We start from the raw sequence: 16,737 nt of genomic DNA, 5'->3' as shown, positions 1-16,737 counted from the left end.
CTAACTCAAATTACAATTTTTTAAATCTCACTGCTCCACCGCCAGCTCCACCTAATTTCAATTGTAATTTATCTGAAGCTTTTACTGTTTTTTTCGAAATTGCCACTGCTTCTGGATTGTGCGTTTGATCTGTTCCTTCGGCATCTACATAAATCTGTGCTTCGTAAGTTGCGTTTGGATCTAAGAATGATAATGAAACTTCTACATTTCTTGGTTTTTCATTGGTCAAAGTTCCTAAATACCAATTGGCGCTGTTTCTGTCTTTTCTTGCTGTTGTAATGTATTCACCAATTTTTCCTTCTAAGATTTTAGTGTCTTCCCAATCTGTCGGAACATCTTTTAAGAATTGTAAAGCAGGTTTTCCTTCGTAGTTTTCCGGAAGATCGGCCAACATTTGAATTGGTGCATAAATCGTTACATATAATGCCAATTGCTGACCAACTGTTCCTTGAATTCTTTTTCCCGGATAACCTTGTTTTACCTCAACATCAAAAATTCCAGGTGTGAAATCCATTGGACCAGAAAGCAATCTTGTAAACGGAATAATCGTCAAATGATTTGGCGGATTTCCTTCGCTCCAAGCGTTATATTCTTGTCCGCGCGCGGCTTCTCTTGAAACCATGTTCGGAAAAGTTCTTCTTTCTCCTGTATCTTTTATCGATTCATGATATAAAACCGCCAAATCATATTGAGCCGCTTTTTCTAAAATATATCTGAAATAGTTTACCCCAAACTGCCCAAAGTGCATTTGTTTCATATTTAATTTAGAACCTACGTGACCAATTTTTACCGTATGAATTCCCATTTTTTTGTATAAAGCAAAACCTTCATCAACTTCTTTTAAATAGTTAATTAAGTTGGAGCCTGTTTCGTGGTAGCCAATAAGTTCTACATTATTTTTCTTTCCATATTCTACGACTTTTTCTAAGTCAAAATTGTCTGCGCTTTTTGTGAAGCTGAACATGTGCATACGGTTTTCATACCAACCCGGAGTCCAGCCTTTGTTCCAGCCTTCAATCAATAAATGATGGAAACCTTCTTTCGCAGTAAAATCAATGTATTCTTCAGCGTGTTTGGTTGTTGCGCCTTGTTTATCGCTTTCCCAAAATGTATATTTCCCGATATGCATTCCCCACCAAATTCCTAAATATTTATAAGGTCTGAAATAACTGTTTGTGTTTTTTAATTTGTTTGGTTCATTTAAGTTTAAAACCAAATAAGAAGTAATCAATTCGCCTGGATTTTCTCCAATTTGAATGGTTCTCCAAGAAGATGTGAAAGTATCTTTTACACGAACTTTTATACCATCAGCCCACGGCACTAAATCCGATTTTAATTCGGTTCCTTTATTGTTTACCAAAGTCATACTGGCAAAATCAACCAAATTTGCTTCATGAAAACTCAAAGCCAAACCGCTTTTGCTTTCGATTGTTAGCGGAGTCAAAACCGTATCCAAAGTACTTACCGGCGCATCTTTAAAAAGATATTCGTCGCGATTTTCTCTGTTTGCTGGAATCCACCATGCTTTTCCATCTTCTTTTAAATTAAAAGTTGTTTTTTCATCCATAATGAAAATACTATCTTTTACATTTTGTTTTGGATAAACATATCGGAAGGCAACTCCGTCATCGAAAGCACGAAACTGAATTTCAAGTTTTCGTTTATTACCGCTTTTTTGCTGTAATTGAACTGAAAGCTGATTGTAATGATTTCTGATATTTTTCTTTTCTCCCCAAACTTGTTCCCAAGTTTCATCAAAAGAAGAAGTTTTAGCTCCTTTTATTTCAAAGTTTGAACTTAAGTCTTCGTTTCCTTTCAATACAAATCCCATATCAGACGGAGAAATTACTTCTGTCTTTCCGTGAGAAACTGCATATTTAGGAGCATTTTTTACTAACTCAAATTTGATTTTATTTTGTCCGTTTGGCGAAGCCAGTTCGTATGCATTTTTATTTTTCTGGCTGTATCCAATCGAAATTGAAAGTAATAAGGCAGGAAGAATCAGATGTTTTTTCATGATATTTTTCTTAATTCATTTTTAATAAATCGGACGAATTTAGGCTTCCGCCCGATTTAAAAACTCAACAAAAACTTATTTTTAATATTGTCTGTGATTTTTTTTAACACATAGAAACATAGCTTTACTAAACTTATAAAAAGGCGTTTCACTTACACAAATACACATAGTAACTATATGTTAAGAAACGAGTTTCTTTTTTGTCTACTTTTCAAGAATAAAAAACCTATGTTTCTATGTGTTAAAAAAACTCACGTAATTTATTTTACCCACTCCGTTTTAAAAGTGGTTTTTCCATTTAATGGATTTGAAGCGACATCAAAATTGTTTCCGTTTTTGGTCACTTTTATTTCTTGTACTTTATCTCCTTCTGGTAAAAATACTTTGGCTGTCGCCGAAGTGGTTTTGTCGCTGGCGTAAACTTTCAACGTCAATTTACTCCAATCCATATCTTTTGTGGATTGCGCTAAAGCGATATGTGGAATTGCAGTTCCATCTTTTACTAAAACCACTATTGGCACTTCGCCAGCTTTAATTTTATGCCATCCAGATTGGTATACTTTTTTAGTTTGATAATCGATCCATGTTCCTTCCGGAAGATAAACGTCTCTTTCTGTAACTTCTTCAAAAAGTGGTGCAACCAAAATGCTTGAACCAAATAAATATTCATTGTCTACTAACCAAGCTCCCGGATCATTTGGATATTCTACGAATAAAGCACGCATCATTGGCAAACCTTTTTGAGAACTTTCTTTCGCCTGAGCGTAGATATACGGCATTAATTCATAACGCATATTATCTACTTTTCTGAAACCTTCCAAGAAATCTTTGCTGTACAACCAAGGTTCGCGCGGAGGCTCACCGTGGCTTCTTACGTGAGAAGTGAACATTCCGAAAGGCGCCCATCTTCTGTATAAATTCTCAGGTGATTTTGTAGCAAATCCTCCAACATCATGACTCCAGAAACTGAATCCACTTAGGCCTAATGAAAGTCCGCCTCGTAATTCTGCAGACATTGCACCGTTTGAAGTTTCAGCATCTCCACCCCAGTGTAATGGATAACGCTGCGATCCTGCCCAAGTACTTCTTGCCCAAATTAAAGTATAACCTTTTTCTTTTTGCGTAATTTCGGCTACAGCCTTATTGTATCTTAAAGGATATAAATTATGTTCGTAAAAACCAGTTCTTCCAGAATGGTAAATTCCGTCTGGCGGTGCGGCTTCTCCAAAATCAACTTTGAAAACAGAAACTCCTTCGTCAAATAATTTCTTTAGTTTTCCTTGGTACCAAGTAACCGTTTCAGGATTTGAAAAATCTAAAACTGCATCTTCGTAAGGAAGATTTCCTTTTCTGTCTCTAACCGCTAAATTTTTGTCCATGATTTCAGGGAACAAAGTATTCTTTGGAGTAAAATAAGGCAATTGCCAAAGACATACATGGAAGCCGTCTTCTTTCAAATCAAACATCATTTTTGTAGCGTCTGGAAAACGAGATTTTGCAAATTCATAATTGTTTCTCCAATCTACATCAAACCAGCCCGTGTCAAAATGAATAACATCGGTTGGGATTTTGTATTTGCGTAAATCTCTTGCTACATCTCTTCCTTCTTTTTCAGAGAAATAAGTGATTCGGCTCATCCAGAATCCGAAAGACCAAAGCGGTGGCATGGCAGCTTTTCCGGTTAAATCTGTGTATTGATCTAAAACGTCTTTTGGTTCACCGATGAAGAAAAATAAATCGGCTTCGTCATCACCAATGTACATTTCGTTAGCACTTCCAAAATATCTTCCAAAATCAACTGTAATTGGAGTTGAATGATGCATGAAAACCCCGTAACCACGGCTACTCATATAAAACGGAACCGGTTTGTACATGGTTTCATTCTGAATTCCGTTTGCATCATCGGTCCATAAAACTACTTTTTGACCGCGTTTGTTGAATTGTGTGAAAGATTCTCCACAACCAAATATTTTTTCATCTGGTTCTAAGCTGAAAGCAGCGCCCATACTTCTTGAATAATCGCTGTTTCTGCGAACATACGAGAACGGAAGTGTTGGCGTATAAGTATTTTTAAAATCAGAATCGTGAAGTGTGCTTGTCAACAATTTTCCGTTCTCATCGTAGATTTTTACGTGCCATGGTTTGGTCAAAATTTCAACTCTTCCATGTTTGCTGGTGTAACTGTGACCACCTTCAATTTTAGAATATTTCCATAATTCCGGATGATTTGGCGCAACGCCGTTAATCAGCATTAAAGATTCCTTTTCAGGATGAAATTGCGGTCCGGAAGTCGTTTTGATACGGATTGTTCTGTCTGAAACAAACTGAATCTGGAAAGGCAATTCAGGCGAAACTTCGTATTCTGTTGTTGGGAATTCATTTGGTTTTTCCGTATCCGGTTTCATCATCATGTTGTTGAAAGCCTGACGCGTTTTATAATTGTATCTCAAATACTTTATAGTTCCTTTTCCGGTTGCAGGATCAAAATTTGTCAATTCATCAGCAAAATAAAAAGTGTTCAGGTAATTCTGAAAATCTTTACTGATATCTATCGGAGCATTTAAAACATCTGCATTTTGGATTTGTGCCGATGCTTTTGGCGTCAGCAGCAAACTTGCAAAAAGAGACAAGGAAGCTATTTGTATTTTTTTCATTGTGTTTTTATTTTTTTATTCTGTTGTTATTACAATTGTTGCTGATTTTAATCCATTCGCTTTAGCGGTCAATTCTAATCTTCCTGATTTTGTATCCGATTGAACAATTACCAGACATTTTCCGTTAAGAGCTGTATGTTTTGAACCTTTGTACGATTCATGACTTACCGGATCTCCGCTGCAAACGCCTACTATTTTTCCGTTTCCTTTTAAAGAGAAATTGATTTCGTTGTTAGCATTTGGCGCTAAAATTCCGTTGGCATCCAAAATATCTACGGTAACAAATGATAAATCATTTCCGTCGGCTTTGATTGTGCTTCTGTCTGCTGTCAATTTTAAATTATCAGGATTTCCGGCTGTTTTGATTTCGGTTTCCAAAACTGTTTTTCCGTTTTTACGAGAAACCGCTTTTAACGTTCCCGCCTGAAAAGGAATTCTCCACATGACGTGCAAATCATCACCTTTTTTGCTTCTGATTCCGACAGATTTTCCGTTTAAGAAAAGTTCAACCTCATCCGCTTTATTGTAGTAAGCCCAAACATCCACAGTTTGTCCGGCTTTCCAGTTCCAATGCGGGAAAATGTGCAGAACCGTTTTGTCTGTCCATTCACTTTGGTACATATAATAAACATCTTTTGGGAAACCGGCTAAATCCACAATTCCGAAATACGAACTCACCGATGGCCATTCGTATGGAGTTGGTTCTCCGATATAGTCAAAACCTGTCCAGATGTACATTCCAGAAAGATAATCGTGTTTTTTAATCACTTTCCAAGTTGCTTCATGTGTAGAACCCCAAGGCGCCTGAACCTGATCGTAAGCAGAAACTGTATTTCCAGGATTTCCATCAGTAAATTTAAGATCCCAACGAACTGGCCATTTTTTTACAACATCAGAAACATTGTCATAATAACCGCGAGTTTCTAATCCTGAGGTTGTTTCTGTTGCTATGAAAGGTGTTTTTGGGAAATTTTCTTTGTGATGTTCGTAAGTCTGATGTGCATAATTATAACCAATCAAATCCAAAATCCCGGAGGCCGCAATTGGATTAACTTGAACATTTTTCTTTTCGAATTGAAGCGTTACGTCATCAATATTCATGTTTACAGGCGGATTCATCGCTTGTGTAAGTGGTCGGGTTTTATCATATTGACGTACAATCGCGGCCAATTCTTTTGCGATTTTCACTCCACTTTCATCCCATTGCTGTGGAATTTCATTTCCGATACTCCAAATAAAAATACTTGCATGATTACGATCGCGAAGCAATTGGTCTGTTAAATCTTGTTTGTGCCATCTATCCCAATCATTTCCGTAATCGTATTTGGTTTTACTTTGTTTCCACATATCAAAAGCTTCATCCATTACAATGAAACCCATTTTATCGCACAAATCTAAAAGTTCTGGAGCAGGAGGATTATGAGAAGTTCTGATTCCGTTTACGCCCATTTCTTTCAGAATTTCTAACTGACGTTCGATTGCGCGTGTATTGATTGCCGAACCTAACGGACCTAGATCGTGGTGCATGCAAACTCCTTTTATTTTAACCTGTTTTCCGTTTAAAAGAAAACCTTTATCCAAATCAAATTTAAAATCTCTGATTCCGAAATTGGTTTTGTATTGATCTACAATTTTATCGTCAAGCGAAATTTCCGTAACTGCCGTGTACAATTCCGGTTTTTCATCTGACCATAAAATTGGACTTTCAACTTCAGCCGATTGTTTCAAAGTTTGATTTGCATTAGCAGCAATTGTTATATTTTGAGTAACCGATGTTACTTTTGTATCTTCTTTATAAATTGTCGTTGTTACAATTGCTTTTTTTGAATCTGAATTCTGATTTTGAATTGTAGTTTCAAAATTTACTGAAGCTTTTTCAGCCGTAACTTTTGGCGTTGTCACATAAGTTCCCCATTGTGCAACGTGCAGTTTATCTGTAGTTTCTAACCAGACATTTCTAAAAATTCCTGAACCCGAATACCAGCGTGAGTTTGGCTGTTTTGAATTGTCAACTTTTACAATTATTTCATTTTCTTTTTCTCCATAATTTAAATATTGAGATATTTGATATTGAAATCCAATATATCCATTTGGACGTTTTCCTAAATAATGCCCGTTTACCCAAACTTCGCTGTTTTTGTAAACGCCATCAAAAGTGATTGAAGTTACTTTTGTACTGTCTTCTGCCGCAACTTTAAATGTTTTTTTGTACCAGCCTAAACCACCGTTTAAAGAACCGCCGCCATATCCGGCCGGGCTTTTCTCATCAAATTTTCCTTCGATACTCCAATCGTGAGGAACATTTAAAGTTCTCCATTTTGTTGAAGCGCCAATAGTATCTTTATCAACGATGCTGTCATTGAGGTGAAAACTCCAATCAGAATTAAAAGAAACTTTTCGGCTGCTGAAGGCCTCTTCGTTTTTCTTGCATGAACTGAATAATGTAATTACTGCCAGCATTAATAATGTCAGGCTACCGCTTAGATATTTTCTTTCATTCTTCATTTTGATATAATTTTATAGTTTTTGAAAAACAAATATAAACATACCGATAAGTGACTGTATCAATCACCTACCGGTTAGTTTTATATATCTAAGTAATTAAGGCTTTGGCTTATAGTGAAAAACAATTAAACAAACCCCTTCACCTGTGCGACTCTTATCTCTGATAACAGCCAGACGCAATGAAGTTGCAGTAAGTTCAACAACCTTAACCGTTATCCAGTTGCTGCAGTCTCCGTAGTAATCGCCACCGTAAAGCATTTCTGGTCCGCCATTAAAAGTTAATTTGCTATTGTCAAGATCTAAACCGTAAGTTCCTTTTTTTGTCGTTTGAACATCACTTGAAATTGCCGTTTGAGTTACACTGGTATTATATCCTCCATTTAAATTAAAAGACATTTCTCCCCAGTTTTTATTTGGCATTACCCAAGAGTTACCAGCATAATCCGGAAACCAGTTCCAGTTATCCCCTTTTGGCCCAGGATAATCTAAACCTGCCCAACCCACTGGGCTTTCCATATCTAAAATCCAGGTTTTTCCGGCTACACCATTTGTAAGCATATTCCATTTTGGATCTCTAAAATACGTTTCATCATTTTTGTCTACTGTTACTGTTACAGGAGCTCCTTCTACAGAACCTCCGCGTGTGTAAGCGGTGAAATAAACAGTATATTTTCCAGCAAAAGGAAATACTACATTGTCACTGCTTTTGTTTGAATGTCCTAATTCATTCCCGCTTGCATCAACATATTTCCAATACGGAACTACTGTTGGGTCATCACTTTTTAAAACGATTTGGTTCTTGTTTGCAGGATTCTGCGTTACCGAAAACTTAAGTGTTGACGGCGTTAAAGTTACTGCAGGCAAAGTCTCACGATCTTCAACAGCCTCACATGAAAATAATAATGAGCTTATGGTTACTGCAGCGAATATTATATATAGTATACGTTTCATAATCATTGTTTTTTAATTAATTACCAACCTGGATTTTGTTTGATTGTACCATTTGAAAGTACAATTTGAGATTGTGGCAATGGGAACCAGCCCAAAGTCTCTGTTCTAAAAGTCACTGCAAACGCTGAACCTCCAGCAGTATTGTCAATTGCTTTTTTAGTCTCCGTCATTCCTTGTCTCAATAAATCAAAATAACGTTGTCCTTCAAGTGCCAATTCCAATTGACGCTCTTCCATAATAACGGCTTTGCTCGCTGTTTTACGATTTGTTGTATTTTTGAAAGCACGGTCACGAACTCTGTCTAAATCTGTTTGAGCAATCGCCGGATTTGTTTCCAAATTCAATTCTGCAGCCATAAGCAACACATCGGCAAAACGAATAATTGCATAATCCTGGTAATTATCAATTTGGAAGTTTCCTCCATTTGCTTCAACAACACTTGTTCCTGCCGCATTTGTAATTGGACAGTATTTTTTCCAAGAATATCCTGTATACTGACGTTGTTCTCTGGCTTCGGCATTGAAATTTAAACCTTCACCAACGTAATCAATAAATGAAGCAGCTTTTCTCGTATCTCCACTTGTATAAGCGTTCACTAATTTTGAATTTACGGTTGCTCCTCCCCATCCAGAAGCATATTTTCCGATGGCTCCACCACGTGGTGCAATATTTACCTGAAAACGGTTTCCTTCATGTAAATCCCAATTTCCTTTTCCTGAACCATTGAAACGAACCGCCCAAACCATTTCGGTATTATCTTCTCCTGCAAAGTTTTCAAAAGAAGCAGCAAGCCAAAGATTAGCAAAATCAGCCACTAAATTATGTCCGCTGTTATTTACCGCATCATTAATATAAGCTACAGCCTGTGCTTTAGTCACAACTCCAGCTAAATCTGGTTTGCTGTAAACGCCGGTGTAGAATAAAAATGTTCTTGCCAAATAAGCTTCAGCAGCCCATTTTGTGATACGACCAAAATTTGCATTTCCTTTTTGAGAATAATTTTCTGGTCCAAGATTATCTGCAGCAAACTTTAAATCGTTGGCAATTAAAGCATAAGTAACTTCTGGAGCTTGTCTTGGCAATGTAAATTCGCTTGACGTAATTGTATGATCCAGCGGAATAATATCACCAAACATTTTAGCTGCTGTAAAATGGAAATGTGCTCTTAAAAAACGAGCTTCTGCTTCGTATCTTGTTTTCAAAGCGGTATCTGTTCCCCAATCGATTTTATTTAAGTTTTCTAATAAAATATTAGCTCTGTAAATTCCTAAATACGCATTTGACCAAACATCTTTGTTCATGTCTTTATCAGAAACGTATAAAAAACGATCCCATTCAATATCTGCCTGACCATCGGCAATACCGTATCCTCCGAAACAATCATCAGAAGCTTGTTCACTGATTAATAAAGGCCCGCCGTAAGCTTCGCGCTGCAAAATATCGTAAACCGCTACTAATCCCTGAAAAGCATCAGCTGGAGTTTTATAAAAATTATCGGTTACTTTTTGTGTATAAGGCTCCGTTTCTAAAAATTCCTCCGAACAAGCTCCTAAAGCCAATAAGCTTGAAAGGGCAAATAATTTTATATATGTTTTCATCGTTTTCATAAATTAAAAGTTAACATTAAGACCCATCATATATGTTCTTGGCTGCGGATAATATCCAACATCGATTCCTTTAGCCCAAGATTGATTTACGTTTCCAAAACCAATTTCCGGATCCATTCCTTTATATTTTGTAAAGGTGTAAATGTTGTTTCCTGCTACATATAATCTGAATTTGCTGAAGAAATGCAGTTTGCTTGTCAGTTTCGTCAAATCGCATCCAATAGTTGCATTTTTAATTCTGAAAAAATCCGCATTTTGAACATATAAATCTGAGAATCTAGTCCAGTTTCCGTTTGGATCAGTTCCGTATGTTACTCTCGGAATTCTGTCTGAAGTTCCTTCGGTTGTCCATCTGTTTAAAGTTTCAGTCGTGTTATTTGTGTAGGCACGAGTAGCATCATGAATTCCAAAAACATTCTGGCTTCCTGAAACTCCATATGTATTAATTGAGAAATCGAATGCTTTATAAGAAAGATCCATGTTTACGCCATAAGAAAAGTCTGGATTTGGATTTCCAATTTTCGTTTTATCATTAGCATCTATTTTTCCATCTCCGTTCAAATCCACAAAACGAACGTCTCCAGGAGAAGCATTTGGTTGAACACCCGCTGAAACCTCCGCTGCATTCTGAAAAATTCCATCTGTTTTTAATCCGTAGAAATAACCCATTGGCTGACCAACTTCAACACGGTTCATCTCGTCTAAACCTTGAAACAAAACGTTTGATTCTCCGTGGATAATTCCTTCGCTGTTTGCAATTCGAAGTACTTTATTTTCATTGTGAGAAAGGTTTGCATTAATGCCAAAATTCCAATCTTTAGCAAAAGTTTTACGCCAACCCAAAGTAACTTCGAAACCTTTATTGCTCACATCACCTCCATTTATATAAGGTGCAGTTGCTCCCGCATAAGCCGGAATAGAAGCTAATACCAACCAATCTTTTGTTTTCTTGTCGTAGTAATCAAAAGTCAAATTGAAATTTGAGAATAAAACAGCATCAAAACCTAAATCTAATTGCTCTGAAGTTTCCCATTTCAAATCACGATTCGCCAACTGATCTGGGCTTGAACCTACCAATAAAGTTTCATCTCCAGTTCCAAAATGATAACTCTTATCTGTAGAATTTACTGTTGACATATAAGCAAATTTTCTAGCAAATTGGTCGTTACCGTTTTGTCCCCAGCTTCCTCTGATTTTTAAAGTATTCAAGACTTTATTTTCGGCTGGGAAAAAGCTTTCTTTATCCACATTCCATCCTGCAGAAAATGATGGGAAAATGGCATATTTGTTATTTGGTCCAAATTCTGAAGATCCGTCACGACGAACTGTTGCCGAGAACAAATACTTGTTGTTGTAATCATATAATAAACGTCCGAAGTAAGACTGAATCGCATAATCTGTACGATTTCCTCCAACAGTATTTGAAGTCTGATCTTTTGCATTATCCAAATAAGCATGAGCAAAATCATCAAAAATCAAATTTTTGCCCGTTGCCGTCATATAATCTGAAGTATTTTTCTTGGCAGAAGTACCTACTAAAACATCAAAATTATGTGCTGTGTTTATAACGAATTTGTATTGTAAAGTGTTTTCGAAAATCCATCCTTGTGATTTTGTTCCACTTTGAGTTACGCTTGAAACCGTATTATTATCATTTGAAGAAAGAGAATAAACTGGTCTAAACGAACGGAAATTGCTGTCTGTCATATCCACACCAAAACTTGTTCTGAAAGTAAAGTTTTTCAAGAATTTCAACTCGGCAAAAATATTTCCGACATAACGATTTGATTTGCTTTCGTTGAAATTATTGTAATACAATGACCCAAGAGGATTACTTACGTCAGCCGAAATAATTGAATGAGCAAAATTCCCATTTGCATCATAAGCGGCGTCAACCGGAGCTGCGTTTAAAAAGCTTCTGATTCCGTTGCTGTAAATTCCGTCATCAGCAATTCCGCTGCTTTTAATATTTGACAAAGTGAAATTTTCTCCAATTTTCAAGTGATCTTCAATAATTTCTGAAGTCGAGTTCACATTAAAAGTAATACGATTATATTGCGACTGATTGGTACTTCCGCCAATCATACCGTCCTGTCCGTAATAAGACAATCCAGTTGCAATTGTTGATTTTTTATCACCTCCCGTAATCAAAAGTGAATGATTTTGTTTCATTGCACCATCGTTAAACAAATCGTCTTGCCAATCGTGATTAGGCAAAGTGGCAACCTGAGCCTGAGTGTACAAAGGAGTATAACCAGAATTAACGCGAGCCTCGTTAATAATTGTTGTATATTCCTGAGTGTTCATCAAGTCTAATTTTTTAGCAACTTGCTGAAAACCTGTATAAGAATTTAAGGAAACATTCATTTTTCCGTCTTTTCCTTTTTTGGTTGTCACCAAAATAACACCGTTTGCAGCTCTTGCACCGTAGATTGAAGACGCAGCAGCATCTTTCAATACGTCAACCCTTTCAATAACAGAAGGATCCAAATATCCGATACCATTATCAACCACAACACCATCAACCACATATAATGGATCGCTGTTTCCAGCTGTTCCCGCTCCACGAATGTTTACTACCATGTTAGCGCCCGGCTGTCCCGAAGATGAAGTAACATTAACTCCAGAAGCTTGTCCTTGTAAAGCATTCACAACATCTAAACTTGCAACTTGCTGAATATCTTTTCCAGATACTAATGAAGTGGCTGCTGTATTTACTTTTTTCTTCTGAGTTCCGTATCCAATAACAACAATTTCTTTAAGTTCAGCTGTTTCGGCCTGCATCGTAACATTTAAAGTTCTTTGTGTTCCTACTGTAATTTTTTGTGTTTTATATCCCATAAAACTTACTACAAGCACATCTCCGGCTTTTGCCTCGATTTTGTAGTTTCCGTCAAAATCAGACGCCGTGCTGATTTTTGTTCCTTGTACCAAAATAGTAGCACCCGGAACTCCCATTCCATCCTCTGACGAGGAAACAGTTCCACTTATTGATCTTGACTGGTCCTGAGCAAAACCAGACTGCATTGTAAATACGCTAAGGAGCAGCGCCATACAAAACGGAAGCATTGTCGTTTTAATACAATTTTTGCTTTTCATAATGATTAAGAATTGGTTAAATTAAGTTAGTTGTAATATGTAATTAAAGTGTAAGTTTCAAACTGGCGGTCATTCATAATCTGAATTGTATGAACTTTTTTGTCCATCATTTTCCATCAAAATAAAGTATTTTTGAAAACTTATAGTCAAAATGAACTTATCTTATGGTAAATTTGACTACAAGTGTAAAACTTTTTTCTATATTAGCAAAATATTAAGTCTATTTTTTTTCATTTCTAATTTATAGAGACTCATTTTTGTTAATCCGATAACTAATCTGTGTAAAACAAAATAGTATATGATAAAAAAACAGTGAAGTGCAGCTTTAGCGGTTAACGGTTTAAAAAGTTATAAGTGAGTTGTACATTTTTTCGACAAATCTGCATTTTTTTGACAATCAGAAATTTGCGGTTCAAAAAATATAGAGTAATCAACAAAGGCAGTTTTCATTTTATTTGTTTAATTTGTCTTAATTAATTTCGTAAATGAGTAAAAAATTAGATACCGGAACTGCCACAAACAGTGAACAAAATGCAATGAACGCAATCACAATTGACTGTGTAATTTTTGGTTTTGACAAAGGAAGTCTTGAAGTGCTTTTAGTACAGCACGGAGAAGGAATCAGTAAAGGAAAATGGGGACTGCCCGGTGGATGGATTTATAAAAAAGAAAGTACCGACAATGCTGCTCATCGTTTATTGAATGAACTTACCGGACTTGATAATATTTACCTAGAGCAATTAAAAGCCTTTGGCGATCCAGACCGTTTCCCGCTTCGACGTGTTATTACGATTGGTTATTATGCGTTAGTGAAACGTGAGGATTATAACATTAAAGCTGGTTTTACAGCTTCTGATGCAAAATGGTACCGAATCAACAGCATTCCGGATTTAATTTATGACCATAATGAAATTCTTTCTTACAGTTTAAAACATCTTCAAAACAGAGTGCGTCAGGCGCCAATTGGATTTAATTTATTGCCGGAAAAATTTACTTTGCTGCAACTGATGCATTTATATGAAGAAATTTTAGGCATCGAAATGGACAAATCTAATTTCAGAAGAAAAATTTTGCATATGAAATTATTAGTCGCTTTAGATGAAAAACAACAAGATGTTTCGCACCGAGCAGCAAAATTGTATAAATTTGACCCTGAGATTTATAATAAATTGACCCAAAAAGGATTTAATTTCGAATTTTAGACCCGATTAATGACATTTCCTTCTCCAAGAAAACACGAAAAACCGGACAGCAGTACAGCCGTTGATGGCATTACGATTGACTGCGCAATTTTCGGATTCAACAAAGCAAATCTGGAAGTGCTTTTAGTACAGCATGCTGAAGGTGAAAGTATTGGAAAATGGGGCTTGCTTGGAGGCTATCTTAAAAAAGACGAGAGCGCTGATGAGGCCGCCCAGCGAATTGTGTATGAACTTACAACACTTGACAATATTTATTTAGAGCAGCTGAAAGCTTTTACAAATCCAAATCGTGTCAGCGAACGACGTGTTGTAACTATTGGTTACTATACTTTGGTAAATCGTGAAGACTATAACATCAAAGCAAGTCAAACGGTTATTGAAGCAAAATGGTATAAAATCAATGAGATTCCAGATTTGATTTTTGACCACAACGAAATTCTGGATTTTAGTTTGATGCAACTTCGAAACCGCGTACGTCAGGCGCCTATTGGATTTAATCTTTTGCCTGAAAAATTCACTTTGTTGCAGTTAATGCATCTTTATGAAGAAATTCTCGGAATTGAATTGGACAAATCGAATTTCAGACGAAAAATTCTTCATATGAAACTCCTTGTTGAACTTGACGAAAAGCAACAAGACGTTTCGCACAGAGCTGCAAAACTCTATAGATTTGATCCTGATATTTACAAAAAACTCACTGAAAAAGGTTTTAATTTTGAATTTTAGCGCTTCTTTTGAATCTCAGTTGCCAACTATCGGGCAACTACATTTCAGAATCCAAAACTTTGCGCTATCTTTGCGCCTTAATAACATGCTCTAAAGCAATTGCTGCAGTGCAATTTATACCCAGAAAAAGACTTAAACTCGATTAGAGAACTGATATATTAAAATGAAGAAGATACGTAACTTTTGCATTATTGCACACATTGACCACGGTAAAAGTACACTGGCAGACCGATTATTGGGCGCTACACAAACCGTTACAGCTCGTGAAGAAAAAGCACAATTGCTTGACAACATGGATCTGGAGCGCGAGCGTGGAATTACCATAAAAAGTCACGCCATACAAATGGAATATACCTACAAAGGGGAAGAATATATTTTAAATCTAATTGACACTCCTGGTCACGTTGACTTTTCATACGAAGTTTCACGATCTATTGCTGCCTGCGAAGGTGCGCTTTTGATTGTTGATGCTGCACAAAGTATTCAGGCACAAACTATTTCGAACTTATATTTGGCCTTAGAAAATGACTTGGAAATTATTCCGGTTTTGAATAAAGTCGATTTGCCAAGTGCAAATCCAGAAGAAGTTAGTGATGATATTATTGATTTGCTTGGATGTAAATTAGAAGATATTATTCACGCCTCTGGAAAAACAGGTTTTGGTGTTGAAAATATTTTGGCAGCCATTATCGAAAAAATTCCAGCTCCAAAAGGAAATCCTGATGAACCATTGCAGGCTTTGATTTTTGACTCGGTTTACAATCCGTTTCGTGGAATCGAAGTAATTTTTAGAGTTGTAAATGGTGAAATCAAAAAAGGGCAAAAAATTAAATTCATGGCTACGGACAATGAATATTTTGCTGACGAAATTGGAACTTTAAAATTAAATCAGGTTCCTAAAAATGTGGTTTCTGCGGGAGATGTTGGATATTTAATTTCAGGAATTAAAGAAGCACGCGAAGTAAAAGTTGGTGATACAATTACAGATGCAAAAGTGCCGACTACGAATATGATTACTGGTTTTGAGGATGTAAAACCAATGGTTTTTGCCGGAATTTATCCAGTTGATACTGAAGATTACGAAGATTTGCGTTCATCAATGGAGAAATTACAATTGAATGATGCTTCGTTGGTTTTTGCTCCTGAAAGTTCTGCGGCATTAGGATTTGGTTTCCGTTGCGGATTCTTAGGAATGCTTCACATGGAAATTATCCAGGAACGTTTAGAGCGTGAGTTCGACATGACTGTAATTACTACAGTTCCTAACGTTTCGTATTTAGCTTACACCAAAAAACATCCAGAAACGCCATTAGTTGTAAATAACCCTTCTGATTTACCGGAACCTTCAAAACTAGACAGAGTTGAAGAGCCGTTTATCAAAGCAACTATCATTACTAAATCTGACTTCGTTGGAAACGTAATGAGTTTATGTATCGAAAAACGTGGTTTAATTACCAACCAAACATACTTAACGACAGAACGTGTTGAATTAAATTTCGATATGCCATTGGCGGAAATTGTATTCGATTTTTACGATCGTTTAAAAACAGTTTCAAAAGGTTATGCTTCTTTTGACTACTCTCCAATCGGAATGAGAACTTCGAAATTAGTTAAATTGGACGTTCTTTTGAATGCACAAACAGTTGATGCACTTTCTGCATTGATTCACGAAGATAACGCGTATAACATCGGTAAAAAAATGACCGAGAAATTACGCGAGTTAATCCCAAGACAGCAATTTGACATTCCGATTCAGGCTGCAATTGGTGCAAAAATTATTGCTCGTGAAACGATTAAAGCACTTCGTAAAGACGTTACCGCAAAATGTTATGGTGGAGATATTTCGCGTAAGCGTAAACTTCTTGAAAAACAGAAAAAAGGTAAAAAACGTATGCGTCAGGTAGGAAACGTTGAGATTCCGCAAGAGGCGTTTATGGCTGTTTTGAAACTTAACGACTAAGTTTTTTTAGAAGAAA

Annotated in this window: 9 protein-coding genes; 3 read left to right on the top strand and 6 right to left on the bottom strand. The window is 36.4% G+C overall.

What is annotated here, in order from left to right:
* Positions 1–10: 10 nt before the first annotated feature.
* The 6 genes from FN795_RS15660 to FN795_RS15635 form a co-directional block, all read right to left on the bottom strand.
* Entirely contained in the window at positions 11–2,017 is a 2,007-nt protein-coding gene (locus FN795_RS15660) for a glycoside hydrolase family 97 protein (RefSeq protein WP_142451463.1), read from the bottom strand.
* Between the two features lie 260 nt (positions 2,018–2,277).
* Positions 2,278–4,671 (bottom strand): glycoside hydrolase family 31 protein, encoded by a 2,394-nt coding sequence (locus FN795_RS15655; RefSeq protein WP_142451462.1) that lies wholly within the window; start codon positions 4,669–4,671, stop codon positions 2,278–2,280.
* Between the two features lie 15 nt (positions 4,672–4,686).
* Positions 4,687–7,131, bottom strand: a complete 2,445-nt coding sequence (locus FN795_RS15650) for a glycoside hydrolase family 2 TIM barrel-domain containing protein (RefSeq protein WP_394345182.1) — start codon at positions 7,129–7,131, stop codon at positions 4,687–4,689.
* A gap of 141 nt (positions 7,132–7,272) precedes the next feature.
* Positions 7,273–8,127: a hypothetical protein gene (locus tag FN795_RS15645; RefSeq protein ID WP_142451460.1), complete on the bottom strand. Its 855-nt coding sequence runs from the start codon at positions 8,125–8,127 to the stop codon at positions 7,273–7,275.
* 20 nt (positions 8,128–8,147) lie between these two features.
* Positions 8,148–9,725, bottom strand: a complete 1,578-nt coding sequence (locus FN795_RS15640) for a RagB/SusD family nutrient uptake outer membrane protein (RefSeq protein WP_142451459.1) — start codon at positions 9,723–9,725, stop codon at positions 8,148–8,150.
* A gap of 12 nt (positions 9,726–9,737) precedes the next feature.
* Positions 9,738–12,833: a SusC/RagA family TonB-linked outer membrane protein gene (locus FN795_RS15635; RefSeq protein ID WP_142451458.1), complete on the bottom strand. Its 3,096-nt coding sequence runs from the start codon at positions 12,831–12,833 to the stop codon at positions 9,738–9,740.
* A 485-nt stretch (positions 12,834–13,318) separates the two neighbouring features.
* Here FN795_RS15635 and FN795_RS15630 point away from each other — a divergent pair, with 485 nt between their 5' ends.
* From FN795_RS15630 to lepA, 3 genes are all read left to right on the top strand, one after another.
* Positions 13,319–14,035 (top strand): NUDIX hydrolase, encoded by a 717-nt coding sequence (locus tag FN795_RS15630; RefSeq protein WP_142451457.1) that lies wholly within the window; start codon positions 13,319–13,321, stop codon positions 14,033–14,035.
* Between the two features lie 9 nt (positions 14,036–14,044).
* Positions 14,045–14,761 carry an NUDIX hydrolase gene (locus tag FN795_RS15625; protein ID WP_142451456.1) on the top strand — a complete coding sequence of 239 codons (717 nt, stop codon included), beginning with the start codon at positions 14,045–14,047 and terminating at the stop codon, positions 14,759–14,761.
* Positions 14,762–14,924: 163 nt separating this feature from the next.
* Positions 14,925–16,721, top strand: coding sequence for a translation elongation factor 4 (gene lepA / locus FN795_RS15620; RefSeq protein WP_035652957.1), 1,797 nt, complete (start codon positions 14,925–14,927; stop codon positions 16,719–16,721).
* Positions 16,722–16,737 lie beyond the last annotated feature (16 nt).

Source organism: Flavobacterium resistens (assembly GCF_900182645.1).
In the GTDB taxonomy this organism is placed as follows: Bacteria; Bacteroidota; Bacteroidia; order Flavobacteriales; family Flavobacteriaceae; genus Flavobacterium; species Flavobacterium resistens.
This window is presented reverse-complemented; position numbering and strand designations above follow the sequence as displayed.

Coding starts and splice junctions, on each gene's coding strand:
- FN795_RS15660 (WP_142451463.1), bottom strand. CDS start 2,017: ATGAAAAAACATCTGATTCTTCCTGCCTTATTACTTTCAATTTCGATT.
- FN795_RS15655 (WP_142451462.1), bottom strand. CDS start 4,671: ATGAAAAAAATACAAATAGCTTCCTTGTCTCTTTTTGCAAGTTTGCTG.
- FN795_RS15650 (WP_394345182.1), bottom strand. CDS start 7,131: ATGCTGGCAGTAATTACATTATTCAGTTCATGCAAGAAAAACGAAGAG.
- FN795_RS15645 (WP_142451460.1), bottom strand. CDS start 8,127: ATGAAACGTATACTATATATAATATTCGCTGCAGTAACCATAAGCTCA.
- FN795_RS15640 (WP_142451459.1), bottom strand. CDS start 9,725: ATGAAAACATATATAAAATTATTTGCCCTTTCAAGCTTATTGGCTTTA.
- FN795_RS15635 (WP_142451458.1), bottom strand. CDS start 12,833: ATGAAAAGCAAAAATTGTATTAAAACGACAATGCTTCCGTTTTGTATG.
- FN795_RS15630 (WP_142451457.1), top strand. CDS start 13,319: ATGAGTAAAAAATTAGATACCGGAACTGCCACAAACAGTGAACAAAAT.
- FN795_RS15625 (WP_142451456.1), top strand. CDS start 14,045: ATGACATTTCCTTCTCCAAGAAAACACGAAAAACCGGACAGCAGTACA.
- lepA (WP_035652957.1), top strand. CDS start 14,925: ATGAAGAAGATACGTAACTTTTGCATTATTGCACACATTGACCACGGT.